A 15,902-nucleotide genomic window follows, 5' to 3' on the forward strand; every position below is an offset into this window, starting at 1 on the left:
TAGCAAGCGAAATATAATTCTAATTTACCTATAGCCTGAAATAAAATCACTCTTTTTTAGCTCCATGTCAATACTAAACATAATGAATACCAAGGTAATATATCTAGCTATGTATTGAAGAACAAAGAAAAAACAATTCATGTCAGATTATATAACTCTGCATATAGAATGCATATTTTGAGATGCTTTCCTCATTTGCTTGCAGACCGCTAGGTTTATTTATTGGCTTATCCACGCTGGATATAATTTATCTCGCCTCTGGTCCTCCCCAAGCCAACCAAAAACTAGTTGCCCTAGATAGCCTAATTTCAGCAGGCGGTCCTGCCACTAACGCCGCTGCCACCTTCGCCCATCTCGGCAATTCCGCCCATCTCCTCTCTGCCATGGGCCAACATCCCATTACCCAACTGATGCGATCTGACCTCGCCAGCGTCAGCCCATCCATCCTCCATACCGACCTCACCCCCACACAAACTCAATCCCCTCCCGTCTCCTCCATCGTGGTCACCCAAACCACCGGAGAACGCGCCGTCATCTCCCTCAATGCCCAACGCCAAATCGCCCAGCCTGACCAAATTCCCCAGGATCTACGGAAAAAGCTCACCACCACCGATATTATTCTGATGGACGGTCATCAAATCCCCGTCAGCCTCGCCATTGCTCAACAAGCCACCAATATTCCCACCGTCCTAGATGGGGGCAGTTGGAAACCTAGCCTAGAAAACCTGCTGCCCTATATCAATTACGCCATTTGCTCCACTGACTTCCATCCCCCCGGCTGTGAGGACACCCAAGCCACAGTGGAGTACTTAAAACAGACCTTACCAGACCCCGCTCATATTGCTATTACCCAGGGCGATCAGCCCATTCTCTACTGGGATGATACCGAAGGAGGGTCCGTACCCCTCCCGCAAATTACCCCCGTTGATACCTTAGGGGCAGGCGATATCTTTCACGGTGCTTTTTGCCACTTTATCTTGGGCAGCGATTTCCCCCAGGCTTTAGCCCAGGCTGCTCATGTCGCATCAACCGCTTGTCAGTTCTTTGGCACTCGGGCTTGGATGCAATCCTATTAAACTGGGCACCCTTTGGGCATAACTCCGGTCTATAGGATTAGACATTCTCCTCCCCCTACAAAGCATGAAGCAGATAACGTTTAGACTTGGGCAACTTCTTTTGATGGGGGTGGTTTCCCTTAGCTTTGATCTGCCGATAGCTTCGGTGCGATCGCAACCTGCATCCCAAACCGCAACCGTCCAGTTTCCCCAAGCCGACAAAAACCAGCTCACTCAGCTTCTCCAGCAAGCTCCTCAACTCCAACAACAGCCTTGGCCGCAACTCCTCCAAACCCTGGCCGCCAAATTCGAAGGAGCCACCTACAAAGGGGGACTACTGGATCAAAGCCCCAAAGAAGAACTAGTCCTCTCCCTCAGCCAGTTCGACTGTGTCCTCTTTGTCGAAACTGTCCTCGCCATTGCCCGCACCCTAACCGTAGAGAACCCGTCTCCCCAAGTCTTTAGCAATGCCGTTCAGACTCAACGCTATCGCCAAGGACAAATGCAAGGCTATTGTAGTCGCCTCCATTATTTCTCTGATTGGATTGCCGATAATCAGCGACGCGGATTAGTCGAAAATATTACCCCCGCCCTGGGGGGCATCCCCCTCAACAAATCCCTCAACTTTATGAGCCAGCATCGCCAGAGCTACCCACAACTCCAGAACCAAGCCAACTGGCAATGCATCCAGGCCGTGGAGACTCGGTTGCAGGCCTTGCCCTTGCACTATATTCCCCAAGCCCAAATCAGAAAGATTGAATCGTCTCTAAAGCCGGGAGATATTATTGCCGTGGCTACAGCAGTTCCAGGTTTAGATGTCACCCATACGGGCCTGGTTTACCAAACGCCTAATCAAACCAAAGGACTGATTCATGCCTCTCCTGGCGGTAGCGTCCGTATTGCCTCGGATTTAGCCACCTACGTTGCCAATGTCGATCAATCCATTGGGATTATTGTGGCTCGCCCTCAAAATCCCCAGCAATAAATGAAATTAGGGTAAATCTCTGAAAACGCTAGTGAGCGTGGGATTAGGTCTGTGATCCGAAAGGTTGTGATTTTTCAGCGGGAGTGAGATTGTAAAAAAGTCCGCTCAATGTTCGCTATGTTACCTAAGAAGTTTATCCCTCTGTTTTGTGCTGCGATCGCACTCGTCTTTTTTGCCAGTTGTTCCACCTCAACCCCCACGAGTACAGCCCCTAGCTCTGCTCCCCAAGACGAGACTGTCGCTGCAGCGGAACCCTTAACCGTCGCCCTCGCGATTCTTGCTCCTACAGAAGGCAATCAGGTCAGTGGATCGGTTAAATTTCGGCAAATAGAGGATAAAGTCACCATAGCTGTGAACCTGAAAGGATTGCAGCCTGACTCAGTCCATGCTTGGCATATCCACGAGTTCGGCGATGCTTCTAGTCTAGATGGCAAAGCCATGGGCGGTCACTACAACCCGGAAGGAAAGCCCCACGGACTCCCCAATAATCCTGAACGTCATGCAGGGGATTTAGGGAACCTCAAGGCCGATAGTCGAGGGGAAGTGATAAGAGAAATTAACGTCAATAACATCACTATCAATGGTCCCAAGAATCCTATCCTAGGACGGGGGATGATTATCCATGCTGAGACGGATGATGGTGGTCAACCCACAGGCAATGCTGGCAGCCGAATTGCCCAAGGTGTGATTGGCCTACCCAAAGCCTAACAGTGTCCCCTGTCTCCATTCAACAAAGCGATCCAACCCATCCATCAGCCCTTCGCCTGATTTAGCAACTGGACGCTTACTTGAACCGGATCTATCCACCGGAAAGTAATTACCTCATGTCTGCAGAAGCCCTCAGGCAGCCCCATATCCAGTTTCTCACCGTGCAGAAAGGCGAAACGGTGGTTGGTTGTGGAGCCTTGGTGAATCATGGCGATTATGGAGAAATCAAACGCTTCTTTATCCAACCTGAATTTCGAGGAATGCAGCTCGGCGTTCAACTGCTTCATGCTCTGGAAACACGAGCTACTGCGCTGCACTTACCCTGCCTCCGCTTAGAAAGCGGAATATTTCAGCCTGAGGCGCTGGGGCTATTTACCAAATTGGGCTATCACCAACGAGAACCTTTCGGCCAGTATCAGGCAAATCCCTACAGTGTGTTTATGGAGAAGTCTTTGTAGCGGTTCCATCTCCCTTCATGATCCCAAAGATTTTCTATCGAAAACCCCAGTAAGGTCCATTTTGGTTGTTTTTGTATCAAACGCTACAGTGGTTAACACCTTTTAACGTAAATACTGTATTACTCGTGACAGTGGACCTAATCTATTAACTTATTGAGAGTTATAGGTGATGGGGCTAGATCGAAACCAATTGATATAATGCCGACCCGCTATCAGCACTAAGGGCATAGAAGGCTATCATTACAGCTCATATTTCTAGATGAGTCGTGGTTTCTGCGCGGGTTAAACACTTATTACGGAGAGGGGGAAGACGAATTTTTTACTTTAAAAAGTTCCTGGCTACTCACTCCCACCGATCCTTTTAGATGAGTGAAGCCTTAATCTTTATTAAATTCTGAACTTGTTCCTTATTTAATAATGAATTGAAATTACAGATTGTCGCGAATTACACATTGAGGAATAAAAAAGTTTAGTGTACGGAATTCATGACAAACTCGATCGTTATAATTAGTCAAAGTGACTGATATAAAGTAATAATCAAAAAGCAGCCTTTGTTAGAATCTACTTTCCTTACTCTAAAGCGAAATAGTTATTTCTTACTACTGATTGAGCATTAAAACAAGGATTAAGTTCAAGGCTCATCATCCTACTAAACAACACTATGAGGGGGAACAAGTCATATGGATCATCAACCGAGCGAAAGTTCCGCCTCAAGCGAGCTCTTGATGTCACCCCAACAGTCTTTTCTAGAATTTTCTCCGTCTAAACAAATGCAAGAAATCCTTCAGCAATATGAACGGATGCTGGAGCAACAACAAAGCCAAATCGAATATTTGAATTTTGAATTGCAATTATTGCAATCTGAAAGACCTTTGCCTTTTAAAGGCAATCAGATTTGGTTGAAATTCAAGAAATTCATATCAAGTATCCACGGTAGTTCAAAGGTTCAACCACGTTTTTCTCTAAGCCAAATTCTGTTTACGTATATCGGGAGTTTCTTGGGAATTGCAGCGTTGGCCTATCTAAGTACGGTATCCGACTACCCTCTGATTGCGGCTCCCTTTGGTGCCGCTGCAGTGCTCGTATTTGCGGTGCCGAATAGCCCCCTAGCTCAACCCCGAAATTTAATTTTTGGCAATTTATTAGGGGCAATTGTCAGTGTGGTGATGGTTTATCTGTTTGGTTCTGAACCCTGGGTAATGGCGTTATCCGTTGCGACAGCCATTAAAGTGATGCAGCTAACCAAAACCCTCCACCCTCCTGGAGGCGCTGTGGCTCTAGTGGGGGTCATGAGTCAAGCAACCTGGAATTTTGTACTCACACCTGTTGTCGCCGGATCAATTGTTTTACTCTTCTGCACGTTTGCGTTTAATAATCTAATGCCAGAACGGTCTTATCCTCGTCACTGGTTATAAAGCCTTTAGTGTTGAACATTATTTAGATCTCGGATAGGTATCGATTGGCACATCAATTAAGAAGAATAAGAAAAAGGGTTCGTGTTGATATTTTAGGGGTAGTGGTTACCAACGCTATTATTATGGCAACCCCTTCCTCCAATATAGAATTTGTTAAAAATATTACTCTGACCTTTGCGAATATCGTCATGTTTATCCTGATTTGGGATGCTTATTTTGACGATAAATTATCGAGAAAAAGCCCCTGGGGAATTATCAAAGATCTATTGACCGTCACAGCAGTCAGCACTATCACTACTTTTATTACCTATCAAATTCTGATCAAAAAGATCACTCCCTTAATTATTACCTGGGGGGATCTAGGATGGATCGTAGGAGGAGGGGTTTCTGGTATTGCCACAACCATTTTGGGAGTAATATGGGCATTATACTGTGACGATCTTTATCGCAATTCTACTGCTTGAAGAGATAAAAAATCTCTAATAAATATATAGAAGAAACAGCCATCTTGCTGATTATTTCCTTTAACCTTGATTGGTTCACAAACAGACTGAATTCAGATTAAACCTCTAGATATTGGGTTCCCCAATGGAGATCAGCATAGTCAAAAGATGAGGATAGGCAGTGCTGAACCTCATCTACTTGCGGTCTCTTCACGCCCAGCATGGCATGAATTCTCTATACTTCTATAATGCAACCCCACATAATTGCCATCCAAACAAGGTGATCTTTTCATCTTGTCCGGCCCTGGGGAAAACCATTATCCTGATTCTCGTCCTGCATGCTTCCATCTTTTTTACCCCCCGGCGTTGCTCACCTGACTGAAGACACCTCCATTGCGCTGGCACAACAGATCCAGCAAGCAGCCATTACCACCCCCCTTCTTCCTGACCCGATCCTGACCACCTATGTGCAGCAAGGAGAAGGAGAGACTCCTCTCGTGCTGCTGAATGGTTTCGATAGCTCCCTCTTAGAGTTTCGACGACTGATTCCCAAACTGGCACCCCACACGGAAGCTTGGGCCTTGGATTTGCTGGGGTTTGGCTTTACGGAGCGACCCGAGGGGGTTGAGTTTAGCCCCACGGACATGAAGACTCACCTCTATAGCTTTTGGCAACAGATGATTCAACGGCCCATGATCATTGCCGGGGCGTCGATGGGCGGGGCAACGGCCCTAGATTTTGCCCTTACCTATCCCGATGCTGTGGAAAAGCTGGTGCTGTTGGATAGTTCCGGCTATGCTCCCTCTCCCAAAGCCACCAAATTCATCATGCCGCCCTTTGATCGCTGGCTGACCAATTTTTTGCGTAGTCCTCGGGTCCGACGTTGGGTCAGTGTGCAAGCCTATTGCGATCGCAGCTTCGTTACCCCCGATGCTGAATGCTGTGCATCTTTACATCTAGAGGATCCAAGTTGGCACCGCGCCTTGGTTGGCTTTACCAAAAGTGGTGGCTACAACTTCCTCTATGACACCATCAAAGACATCCCCCATCCCACCCTGATCCTCTGGGGTAAAGCGGACAAAATTATGGGGGTCAAAGATGCTGACAAGTTTGATCAAACCATTGCCAACAGTCAGCTGATTTGGATTCCAGACTGCGGTCACGTCCCCCATTTAGAACAATCTCAACTTACCGCTGACTATATTTTGGAGTTCTTGGTAACGCCTGCAAATACCCCAATATATGCAGAGAACGGAATTTGAGGGCCCATAGAGCACGAGCAGCTAGCTTGAGATCAGCTGTGATGATTGTCTTTGTTCTAGCCCTTGCTGCTGTCTTCTTTTCTCAAAATAGATGTTGACTGGATTCTGTTTATTCTCAGTTTCCAATTGGGCACTCAATTGATCTAGGACAGCAATTTGCTCATCAAATTGAGCACAAACCTCACGCATTCTGGCAACTGAACGCGCTCTCCTTTCAGGATCAGGAATTCTGGGTTGGTTGTTCATCATAGATTCCAATTTCTCTTGATTTCCTGATTACTGGCCTCTCCTGCATCTGTAATAGCCTGAGCTTGAGATATTGATCGGAGAAGTAAATCTAGAAGTAGCTGCTGGTTGAGATTCAGCAATCTGAAGCGAGAGCCGATAAAGCTTAATGTAATAAGAAGTTGCCCGTTCTCTCACATTTTGAAGTTCATCTAGCTCTGGTATGGTCGCTTCTGTCTCTCCAAATTGGGTAAAGATTACAAATGAAAATTTTGTCGCCTCATTAATAATTTTTAGTAATCGCTGCTGCAAGTTGAAGATGATATTTAGTGTTTCTGCTGATAAATCGGCCATTGGTTCTATTAGGTGAGTTGAAGCCTCAGTCAATCTTCCATGAGAAATAGATCTGTCAAAGTTTAGAACAATGGCAGGGGCTTCACATCAAAGTGCTACATCCTTAATCCAACTGTTCTTCCCCAATATCGGCTAGGGCCAAAGGCGCATCTCCAGGGGTACGTAGGTTTTCCACGAGAGCCTGAATCTCAGGGGGTGGGGGTGGGGTTAACCGAGACACCACCAGGGTAACCACTAGGTTGATAAGCATGCCCAAGGTGCCGATCCCCTCTGCTGAAACCCCAAAGAACCAGGGAGACATACCGTAGAATTTCACACCTAAAATATAAACGGTGGTAAATAACAGGCCTGATACCATGCCTGCGATCGCACCTTCTCGATTGGTTCGTTTATCAAAAATCCCCAGCAAAATCACCGGAAAGAAGCTTGCCGCCGCCAAACCAAAAGCAAAGGCCACCACCTGAGCCACAAATCCTGGTGGATTGATTCCAAAATACCCGGCAATCAAAATGGCAAGCCCGACCATTATTCGGCCCACCATCACCCGCTCTCCTTCAGACGCATCTGGCTTGAGGAGCTTGTAATAAACGTCATGGGCAATGGAGCTAGAAATCACGAGGAGCAAACCGGATGCCGTCGATAGAGCTGCCGCTAAGCCGCCCGCAGCCACCAACGCTACCACCCAAGGTGCAAGCTTGGCCACCTCTGGAGTGGACAGGACAATAATGTCGGGGCTAATTTTGACATCGCTCGTCTCTTCCGTAGGCGTCCATTCAATGGTGCCGTTCCCATTTTTATCTTCTAGGGTCAGCAACTTGGTCGTTTGCCATTTTTGTACCCAATCCAACTGTTGTACCTCTGCAATCGGCTGATTATGCAAGGTCCCAATCAGGTTATAGCGGGCAAAAGATGCGATCGCAGGGGCAGAGGTATATAGCAAAGCAATAAACAGCAAGGCCCAACCTGCAGAGTAACGAGCCGCCCGCACATTTGGCACCGTATAAAACCGGACAATCACATGGGGAAGCCCCGCCGTCCCCACCATCAAAGCAATGGTGATAAACAACACATCCAGCATGGATTTGGAGGCAAACGGTTGGGTATAGGCGTCAAACCCCAAATCTATCTGTACCTGGTTGAGTTTATCCACGACATCCCCAAAGGTGAAAGCCAATTGGGGAATGGGATTGCCTGTGAGTTGCCATGCGATCGCAACGGCGGGAATCAAGTAAGCCACAATCAACACAGTATATTGGGCCACTTGAGTCCAGGTAATCCCCTTCATCCCGCCCAAAATGGCAAAGAAACCAACAATTACCATGCCAATAACCACGCCAATATTGACATCCACCTGCAAAAATCGGCTAAAGACAATGCCGACGCCCCGCATTTGTCCCGCCACATAGGTGAGAGAGACAAAAATAGCTGCTACAACAGCTACGAGCCGAGCCACCGTGGAATAGTATCTATCGCCCACAAAATCAGGCACGGTATACTTACCAAATTTGCGCAAATAGGGAGCCAACAGCAGGGCCAATAACACATAGCCCCCGGTCCATCCCATCAAATAAATCGACCCATCATACCCCAAAGATGAAATAAGTCCCGCCATCCCCATAAAGGAAGCTGCCGACATCCAATCCGCTGCCGTTGCTGCACCATTGGCAATCGCTGGAACCCCCTGATCAGCGACAAAAAAGCCCTTGCTATCTTTCACCCGAGCCCGCCAGCCAATGTAGAGATACACCATAAAGGTGAGAATGACGAACATCGTTGTCCAAACTTCAACAGTCATAGGATCACTTCTGCTTAGGGTTAGCGTTGTACTGACGATCGAGCTTATCCATCTGTTTGGCATAGATAAAGATCAAAGCCACAAACACAAAGATGGAGCCCTGCTGGGCCATCCAAAATCCCAGGGGTAAATTCCCAATGGGAATTTTATTCAGGGGCTGAACCAGCAAAATGCTGAATACAAGAGAGACTAAGCCCCATACCATCAGCAAGGTGCGAATCAGGGCAGTATTTTGCCGCCAGTAGTTGGGCAAGCGGGGAGAGGTCATGGAAGGCACTCACAAAAAATTTACCCGCTAGTCTACTACTAGAGCTGTCCCCTATTGATGTAGCGATGGGGAACGTAACATTACCTATTACATTTTTGACTTCAAAACAGAAGCCCAATTTACTACGCTAATCCTCACAGAACAACGATCAGCTCAGTGCTTAGAAATATCAATTTATCTTAGTTGTTTCGCCTTCTCAACAGGACTCTTCTCCTTTTCAAAGAATGAGCCCAGCTACCATAAGTAACAAAAGTAACGATCCAAAAACAAACTGTAAACCCTATGAGACTCCATCCCACAGGGTTTACAATCAATCTGACAATCGGGAGAGGTTAACGAAAACCTAACCAGTATCTCAGGCAGGTCTTCCCTAAACACAGGTTTGAATCTTTGATATTAAAGGTGTCTTAGCTTCTCAAGAAAGAACCGTAAAGAACGCCCGTTCCATATGTTCTAATTCCAATGAAAGGCTTACTCCTCAAACCCATGGGTCTTTCTTAAAAAGAGAACGTTGCCCGAAGTAGCCCCTGAATGACATCGTTATTGCCACTTAAATTAAAGGGGTTTGAAATAAACATCACAGTTGGTGTCAGAGTAATATTGTCGTTAATCGAAAATCGATAAAACGCTTCAAAGTTAGTTTGAGAAGGTTGACCATCACCAGCAACGACAAAGGGTTGACCTATAGCAACGGCAAGTAAAGAACCCGGTGCGCCAAGATCCCGAATGCCTAAACCACCCATCCAGGTTAGGATGTAGTTACTAATACCAGTATTTCCTATACCAGTACCGAATGCATTATTGGGATCAGGGTTAAATAGATCGCCTCGTTGTCCAGTGACTGTGTTAACTACAATCTGTGGATCAATCGAATAGCCGATCCGACCAAAGATCCCAAATCGGCGGTTAAAAGTTGCCTCAACATTAGCACCAAGGGCATTCTGTCGAACGTTATTCGTCTCTGAATGGGTATATTGCAATCGAACCGCAAAATTATTCTGAGCTTCCTCTCCCCAAGTATCGGCATACTCTAATTCAGCGGAAGCCTGATAAGGATCGCCAAATAATCCACCAGTACACGGAAAAGCAGGATCACATAAAGCGCTACCAGGATTTCGTCCGGCAATCTTTCCATCTCTAGCAATATAGAGAGCCCGGAAACTAACTGGTCCACCGTTAACATTCCAATCAACAGCCGCACCAGCACCACCTGGGACCCAGTTTCCAGCAGAAAATCCCGTAGAGTTGGCAATGATTAAAGGGTTATTGATGAAAAATCCAGAGTTGAAATCCTGGGCAGAATTATTGGCATAACTATTGCTATCGATAAAATCGCTCGGGAACATGTTTGTCCCCACCGTAAGAGTTACATCCTGACCAATGGGTTTAAAGCTATATGCTAATCGACGCAAGACTACACCATTTCTCAGTCCGGCGTAGTCAACAGCCCCTAAGTCAACCAGTGAAACCCCAAGATTATTGCCTGGTGAAGTACCACCCACAACACGTGGAACGGGGAACGGGTTTGGATCCCCTCCTACAAATGGTCCAGGATTGCCCAAGGGACCCCCGATTCCATTAGATACGGGAGAGTTAAGCCCTGCTGCTGAGAAAAAGTCTAACCCCCCATTCCCAAATTCGAACTGAGTTTGGAGCAAATCATCGCCGTAAAAACTGGTGTTAAAGTTAAGCCGAACTCGGGCAATTGCCGATGGCCGAGAGTCACTAATCGTAGTTAGATTCGTGGGTTGTAAAGGGTTCAGGGAATTGGTTGCGACTAGCCCAGGAGCATTCCCATTAGGGATTGCCCTTGGAACAGGAAATGTATTTTGAGCGTTACTAACAAAGTCCCCAAATTGAGCGGCCATAACCACCTCACCCTGTAGTTTGGTGGTTGTTGAAAATTGCTGGGCTTCAACCGTTGCTACCCGTGCTTCCAATCCATCAACACGTCCTCTTAATGTGGCGAGTTCTGCAGCAAACTCATCTTGAAGTGCTTTGAGCGCATCTAAATCTTCCTTAGTGGCAAAACGATTGCTGAGATTATCTAAACACGCATTAACCAAAGCAGCAGCTTCACGGCGGGAAATAGCGCGGCTGGGCCTAAATGTTCCATTCGGATATCCGGCAACACAGCCGTATCGCTCAACTAAGGATTGAATCGCTTGAAAAGCCCAGTCTGTTGGATCTACATCGCTCAGTTGGCCTACAGCAGTAACCTGAGCTTGTGAATTATCTTCCAGATCATGAAGACTACGATCACCTTGGTAAGTCTTGTTTGACCCTGATCCCAGCAGCTCATTAATGGTTAATTCTTCTGCATTAGCAATTTGGATAGGTTGAAAAAATTTCGACTTAGGAAAATTCCCAGACTCAGCAACAATAGGAGAATTCTGTTGACCGCTATTTAGTGATGTTATTGGAGTTGCGTTTACGCTTAATTCTCCTGCCGCAATCGCAAGCCCCAAAAAGAATGTTCTAGCATAAACCTTTTTGTGGATATTTTTCTGCATAATTTTACTTTCTCACACCATTAATTTTTAACTAACTTATTTTGTCAGTATTTTGTATGCTTTGAAGCTAAGCTCCTCGCATGGGGTGAGGAGCTTAGCCTGGAATCACGAATTAATAACAGTTTCGCGATGTTTAAGTTGTGTAAAAGGATGGATTGACTTAGTGCTAGGCTTGGAAATAATTATTTTGAAGATGAACGAGATTCAAGGAGTAATTAGGAGAATAATTAAGGTAAACTTGGATTTATGCTGCTTTTTAGGTAAACAAAAATAGAGCTATTCTGAGAGAAGAATTTATATTTATCAAATATTTTGATATCCCTGATAACCACCAAAACGACATTTGTTGAAAAAACATAAAAGTATTCTTAAGAACTTACTCTATTGCAACCTAATTTAATCTCAGCTAGGATTACGCTCTTCTTTAAAGCATTTTCTTGAAAGAATGCATGGTGCAGCTTACGCAAGAATAAGGTTTTCAGCTTATACCGAACTCAGTTTGATTACACTCATAATGAAGGCTCTGACAGGCTTCGAAATTCACTTGCCTGACATTGAGTGTTAGAAGTTCTATCTTGAGCAGATGTTGTAATTCTGGATGTCATGCTCAGATTTGGCCATTTATTTCACCTGAGAATCGATTCCTTTGGTAGGTGAATCCAACACCTATTAAAGAACTCGGATTCAGCATAGATAGATGTGCCAGGGAGCCATTGGGATCCCTTAATTACTTGGAACTTCTGTAAAAATCGAATCTTCCAATGCCTGCAAACTGCCCTTTAGCAGTTTCTCCTTCTGGGAAAGCAGTTGCCTCAAATTGATAAGTACCAACTGAAGGATTTCTAACGGGTCGAACGGCGATAGTAACTCCTTTCCCAGGTACTACTGGTGAATTAAAAACAACAGTGAGAGTTCTGGTGGGAGGGTCTGTAACGATAAGTCCTAGAGGTAATTTTGTGCCTTTATTTCTTGGTGTTCCTTCAAAAGCATTTACTGCTTTAGCTTTAAATCTTGGATATTCAACGCCCTGCTTAAGAGTTAAGTTAATTTGCTGAAGTGGTAATTTGGCTGATGCTGGAACATCAATTGTGAAGTAATAAGTTGCACCTAATTCTTTGGCATTTTTACTTGTTGATTGCGAGCTAACTAATCTAGGTGCTTGGGCAAACGAAAGTTGTGGACCGCGCGTTTTAGGTGGAATCTGGGGAGCATCCAGTAATTCAGCTAACTTAGTTGTTGGATTCGGTTGAATCTTTGGACTTATGGAAGTGGTGGGGAGCTGAGCTGGCTTAGCTGTAGTTTGCAGAGGAGCAGGTGGTGCTTGTGGTGTGGTGGGGAGTTGAGCTGGCTTAGCTGTAGTTTGCAGAGGAGCAGGTGGTGCTTGTGGTGTGGTGGGGAGTTGAGCTGGCTTAGCTGTAGTTTGCAGAGGAGCAGGTGGTGCTTGTGGTGTGGTGGGGAGTTGAGCTGGCTTAGCTGTATTTTGCAGAGGAGCAGGTGGTGCTTGTGGTGTGGTGGGGAGCTGAGCTGGCTTAGCTGTATTTTGCAGAGGAGCAGGTGGTGCTTGTGGTGTGGTGGGGAGCTGAGCTGGCTTAGCCGTAGTTTGCAGAGGAGCAGGTGGCGTTTGAGAAGCGGTAGAAGGAGATATTTGAGCTGGTTGAGTCGTAACTTTTGGACGTACTGATACCGAATTAGGAGAATTAGGCAATTGAGCAATATTGGTATCTATTCGTTTAGCTGCTCTAGAAAATGTGTTGATCGGAATACCAAGATTAAATCCAGTTTTAATGGGGTATTCTTCATATCCTGACTGGTATACCTCTCTGCCCTCAGCCAACCCGTGGATACCGATGACTTCACCGCTCTCATTAAAAATAGGTCCACCACTCATCCCGGCACGAGTGACATTTGTATAGATTAACCGATAGCCTCTAGCAACGGGTCTAGGGCAAATACCTGAGATTTCTCCACTGGTTATTTGATAAACGTGAGGTAGAGCTTTTCCTGGTGCAGGCCAACCAGCAATGAATACTTTATCCCCTTCTGTGACATTATCGGAATTTCCCATTTTCGCTTGGGAATAACTTTTATCACTTGTGAATGACACAATAGCAAGATCAACATTGGGTAACTTTTTAACAGTGTTGTAATCCAAGCGATATCTTGCACCATCAGGTGTCACTATCTCATATTCATCTTCTGTTTCGATAACGTGCTCAGCAGTCAGAACAAAGTAGATATTTCCTTGTTTACCAATAATGACGCCGGAACCAGGATTTTGCCCATCGATCAGAATTGTGCTTTGTTTAGCTAAACGATAAACATCTGCTTGTTTATTTGCCGCAATTACATAAGGTTGAGTCGCTGCAATCACTATGCCCAAAAGTGTTGTCGGTAGAATGGATAAACACATCATTAAATTAGTTAGTGCTAGAGTTGGGCATTTTTCAAATGCAGTTTATAGTTTACCTTGCATCACTTTAAGATAATTCCCAGCATAGCCAATAGATATTAAAGATATCAATGGATAGTGACGAAAGTACATTATCCAAAATTTAATTATAGAGACTATTTAGTGCTAATCGTGTAAGATTTAATCTTATTTAATTCAAATTCAACAAAACAACAACTACTTCCTTGCCTACGGAAGAAAGCACATGATCAAATAAATATTTTAGTATTTTAAATGCCTTAAATATAGAATTTTCCCATTGTTACTGTTAACACATATCAGTGATCGCTACCGAAGATCCTTTATCCAGTTAAGGTCAACCAGACTCACCTAATAGTAAAGATAAATTAGAAGAATAAAATACAATTGCTTTAGGAGAACAGTAGAAATGAGCTATGTTCCTAGACTACTCTACAGAACACCATCAGCATTTTTACTTGGATTGATTGCATGCAACATCGTTGCTATTGAACCAGCAACAGCTGAACCCCTTTTATCGCAATCAATTCTTTCAGGAGAACAAAATTCAAATGCTAATTACCTTTTTCAGCAAGGTATTAAGCAGTTTGAAGTTCGCCAATACCAAGCTGCCTTAGAATCATGGTTAAAAGCACTAAAAATTTACCAAGCTCTCAAGAGTGATGACGGTGAACTAAAGACTCGGAACAATCTAGGGCTTACCTACTCTAATTTAGGCCAGCACAACAAGGCTATTGAGTTCTATGGACAGTCACTAGCAATTGCACAAAAAATTGGAGACCATAATTCTGAAGCTAATTTACTCAACAATTTGGGTTTAGCTTATTACTCACAAAAGCAATATCTCAAGGCCATTAGCTATCACAAGAAATCATTAATCACTGCCAATCAAGGTAGTATTGAAAATATTAAAGCTGACATATTAAATAACCTGGGCAATGCTTCATATGCAAATCAAGGATATAGAGAAGCTTTTAGGTATTATCTCAAATCTTTAGAACTCCAGAAAAAGACCGGTAATCGTGAGGCTGAAGCAAAAGCCCTTAACAATCTAGGAAATTCAGCATATGCATTGGGTGAGTATCAGAAATCGATAGATTTTTATGAAAAATTTATTGCTATTAGAAATAGTGCGAAGCAAGACACAACCCTATTTTCTAACTTAGGAAATGCTTATACTTCAGTCGGTCAATACTCTAAAGCAATTGAACAGTACCAGCAACTGTTAGCACTCATTGGCAAGACAGATAATGAAGCTAAGGCTAAAGTTTTAAACGACATCGGCAATGTCTTTTTTTCGTTAGGCGAATTCGAAAAATCAACGGCATACTATCAAAAGCTTTTAGAAGTTACACGTAAACTCGGTAACAAAGAAAGTGAAGCAAAGGCTTTCAATAATCTGGGGCTTGCATCATATTCTCTGGAAAAATACCAAAAAGCTTTGGAATACTATCAACAAGCTTTGGCTATCACTCGCCAACTTAGCAATACAAAAAGTGAAGTAAAAACTCTCAATAATCTGGGGCTTGTGTCATATTCTTTAAAAAAATACCCAAAGGCAATTGAATATTACTTACAGTCCTTGACCATTGCTCGTCAAACGGGTGAACAAGCAATCGAGGTAAATTCTTTGCATAATTTAGGCAATGCTACCTATGCATTAGGTCAATATGCAAAAGCACTTGAATACTATCAGCAGTCCTTATCAGTTGCTCGGCAGCTTGGCGATTATAAAGTTGAAGTTTCTTCATTGAACAGCTTGGGTAACACGTATGATTCTCTTGGTCAGTATCAAAAAGCTATTGAATTCTATCGCCAAGCTTCAGAATTAAAACAGACAAAATTAGGAGAAAAACAATAGACACTTGTTTCGATATGCTTATTGTTTGTAGTTCGATTCGGTCATAAACATCAATCTAATACTGTGAACGTAAAACTATCCAATTAAGGTGTTGTGGGAATCTCAGAATCCTTTTTTAGCTGGTATTAAAGT

At 44.4% G+C, this 15,902-nt stretch carries 13 protein-coding genes; 8 read left to right on the top strand and 5 right to left on the bottom strand.

Features of this window, described 5'->3' with window-relative positions:
* Positions 1-182 precede the first annotated feature (182 nt).
* The 7 genes from AM1_RS23720 to AM1_RS23750 all read left to right on the top strand — a co-directional run bounded on the left by AM1_RS23720 (position 183) and on the right by AM1_RS23750 (position 6,326).
* A complete protein-coding gene (locus AM1_RS23720) occupies positions 183-1,076 on the top strand; it encodes a PfkB family carbohydrate kinase (RefSeq protein ID WP_012165457.1) in 894 nt (297 codons plus the stop codon).
* Between the two features lie 64 nt (positions 1,077-1,140).
* Entirely contained in the window at positions 1,141-2,040 is a 900-nt protein-coding gene (locus AM1_RS23725; protein WP_238549053.1) for an N-acetylmuramoyl-L-alanine amidase-like domain-containing protein, read from the top strand.
* Positions 2,041-2,148: 108 nt separating this feature from the next.
* The gene (locus AM1_RS23730) at positions 2,149-2,748 is read left to right on the top strand and encodes a superoxide dismutase family protein (protein WP_238549054.1); all 600 of its coding nucleotides are present in this window, start codon (positions 2,149-2,151) and stop codon (positions 2,746-2,748) included.
* Between the two features lie 80 nt (positions 2,749-2,828).
* Entirely contained in the window at positions 2,829-3,206 is a 378-nt protein-coding gene (locus tag AM1_RS23735; protein ID WP_012165461.1) for a GNAT family N-acetyltransferase, read from the top strand.
* A gap of 680 nt (positions 3,207-3,886) precedes the next feature.
* A complete protein-coding gene (locus AM1_RS23740) occupies positions 3,887-4,621 on the top strand; it encodes an HPP family protein (RefSeq protein ID WP_083776738.1) in 735 nt (244 codons plus the stop codon).
* A gap of 44 nt (positions 4,622-4,665) precedes the next feature.
* Positions 4,666-5,085 carry a hypothetical protein gene (locus AM1_RS23745; RefSeq protein WP_238549055.1) on the top strand — a complete coding sequence of 140 codons (420 nt, stop codon included), beginning with the start codon at positions 4,666-4,668 and terminating at the stop codon, positions 5,083-5,085.
* 317 nt (positions 5,086-5,402) lie between these two features.
* On the top strand, positions 5,403-6,326 hold the full coding sequence (locus tag AM1_RS23750; protein ID WP_012165464.1) for an alpha/beta fold hydrolase: 924 nt from the start codon (positions 5,403-5,405) through the stop codon (positions 6,324-6,326).
* A 276-nt stretch (positions 6,327-6,602) separates the two neighbouring features.
* Here the strand turns inward: AM1_RS23750 and AM1_RS23760 are convergent, their stop codons facing one another.
* From AM1_RS23760 to AM1_RS37745, 5 genes are all read right to left on the bottom strand, one after another.
* Positions 6,603-6,905, bottom strand: a complete 303-nt coding sequence (locus AM1_RS23760; RefSeq protein WP_012165465.1) for a hypothetical protein — start codon at positions 6,903-6,905, stop codon at positions 6,603-6,605.
* A 103-nt stretch (positions 6,906-7,008) separates the two neighbouring features.
* Positions 7,009-8,700 carry a sodium:solute symporter family protein gene (locus AM1_RS23765; protein WP_012165466.1) on the bottom strand — a complete coding sequence of 564 codons (1,692 nt, stop codon included), beginning with the start codon at positions 8,698-8,700 and terminating at the stop codon, positions 7,009-7,011.
* 4 nt (positions 8,701-8,704) lie between these two features.
* The gene (locus AM1_RS23770; RefSeq protein ID WP_012165467.1) at positions 8,705-8,968 is read right to left on the bottom strand and encodes a DUF4212 domain-containing protein; all 264 of its coding nucleotides are present in this window, start codon (positions 8,966-8,968) and stop codon (positions 8,705-8,707) included.
* 497 nt (positions 8,969-9,465) lie between these two features.
* Positions 9,466-11,481, bottom strand: coding sequence for an iron uptake porin (locus AM1_RS23775; RefSeq protein ID WP_012165468.1), 2,016 nt, complete (start codon positions 11,479-11,481; stop codon positions 9,466-9,468).
* A gap of 727 nt (positions 11,482-12,208) precedes the next feature.
* Positions 12,209-13,894, bottom strand: coding sequence for a DUF2808 domain-containing protein (locus AM1_RS37745; protein ID WP_012165469.1), 1,686 nt, complete (start codon positions 13,892-13,894; stop codon positions 12,209-12,211).
* A 424-nt stretch (positions 13,895-14,318) separates the two neighbouring features.
* Here AM1_RS37745 and AM1_RS23785 point away from each other — a divergent pair, with 424 nt between their 5' ends.
* Positions 14,319-15,770 (top strand): tetratricopeptide repeat protein, encoded by a 1,452-nt coding sequence (locus tag AM1_RS23785; RefSeq protein ID WP_012165470.1) that lies wholly within the window; start codon positions 14,319-14,321, stop codon positions 15,768-15,770.
* Positions 15,771-15,902: the final 132 nt, after the last annotated feature.

Source organism: Acaryochloris marina MBIC11017 (assembly GCF_000018105.1).
Taxonomy (GTDB): domain Bacteria; phylum Cyanobacteriota; class Cyanobacteriia; order Thermosynechococcales; family Thermosynechococcaceae; genus Acaryochloris; species Acaryochloris marina.

Excerpts from the sequence above, each read along its gene's own strand:
- AM1_RS23770 (WP_012165467.1), bottom strand. The coding sequence starts at position 8,968 with ATGACCTCTCCCCGCTTGCCCAACTACTGGCGGCAAAATACTGCCCTG.
- AM1_RS23720 (WP_012165457.1), top strand. The coding sequence starts at position 183 with ATGCTTTCCTCATTTGCTTGCAGACCGCTAGGTTTATTTATTGGCTTA.
- AM1_RS37745 (WP_012165469.1), bottom strand. The coding sequence starts at position 13,894 with ATGATGTGTTTATCCATTCTACCGACAACACTTTTGGGCATAGTGATT.
- AM1_RS23725 (WP_238549053.1), top strand. The coding sequence starts at position 1,141 with ATGAAGCAGATAACGTTTAGACTTGGGCAACTTCTTTTGATGGGGGTG.
- AM1_RS23785 (WP_012165470.1), top strand. The coding sequence starts at position 14,319 with ATGAGCTATGTTCCTAGACTACTCTACAGAACACCATCAGCATTTTTA.
- AM1_RS23765 (WP_012165466.1), bottom strand. The coding sequence starts at position 8,700 with ATGACTGTTGAAGTTTGGACAACGATGTTCGTCATTCTCACCTTTATG.
- AM1_RS23750 (WP_012165464.1), top strand. The coding sequence starts at position 5,403 with ATGCTTCCATCTTTTTTACCCCCCGGCGTTGCTCACCTGACTGAAGAC.
- AM1_RS23740 (WP_083776738.1), top strand. The coding sequence starts at position 3,887 with ATGGATCATCAACCGAGCGAAAGTTCCGCCTCAAGCGAGCTCTTGATG.
- AM1_RS23760 (WP_012165465.1), bottom strand. The coding sequence starts at position 6,905 with ATGGCCGATTTATCAGCAGAAACACTAAATATCATCTTCAACTTGCAG.
- AM1_RS23775 (WP_012165468.1), bottom strand. The coding sequence starts at position 11,481 with ATGCAGAAAAATATCCACAAAAAGGTTTATGCTAGAACATTCTTTTTG.
- AM1_RS23730 (WP_238549054.1), top strand. The coding sequence starts at position 2,149 with ATGTTCGCTATGTTACCTAAGAAGTTTATCCCTCTGTTTTGTGCTGCG.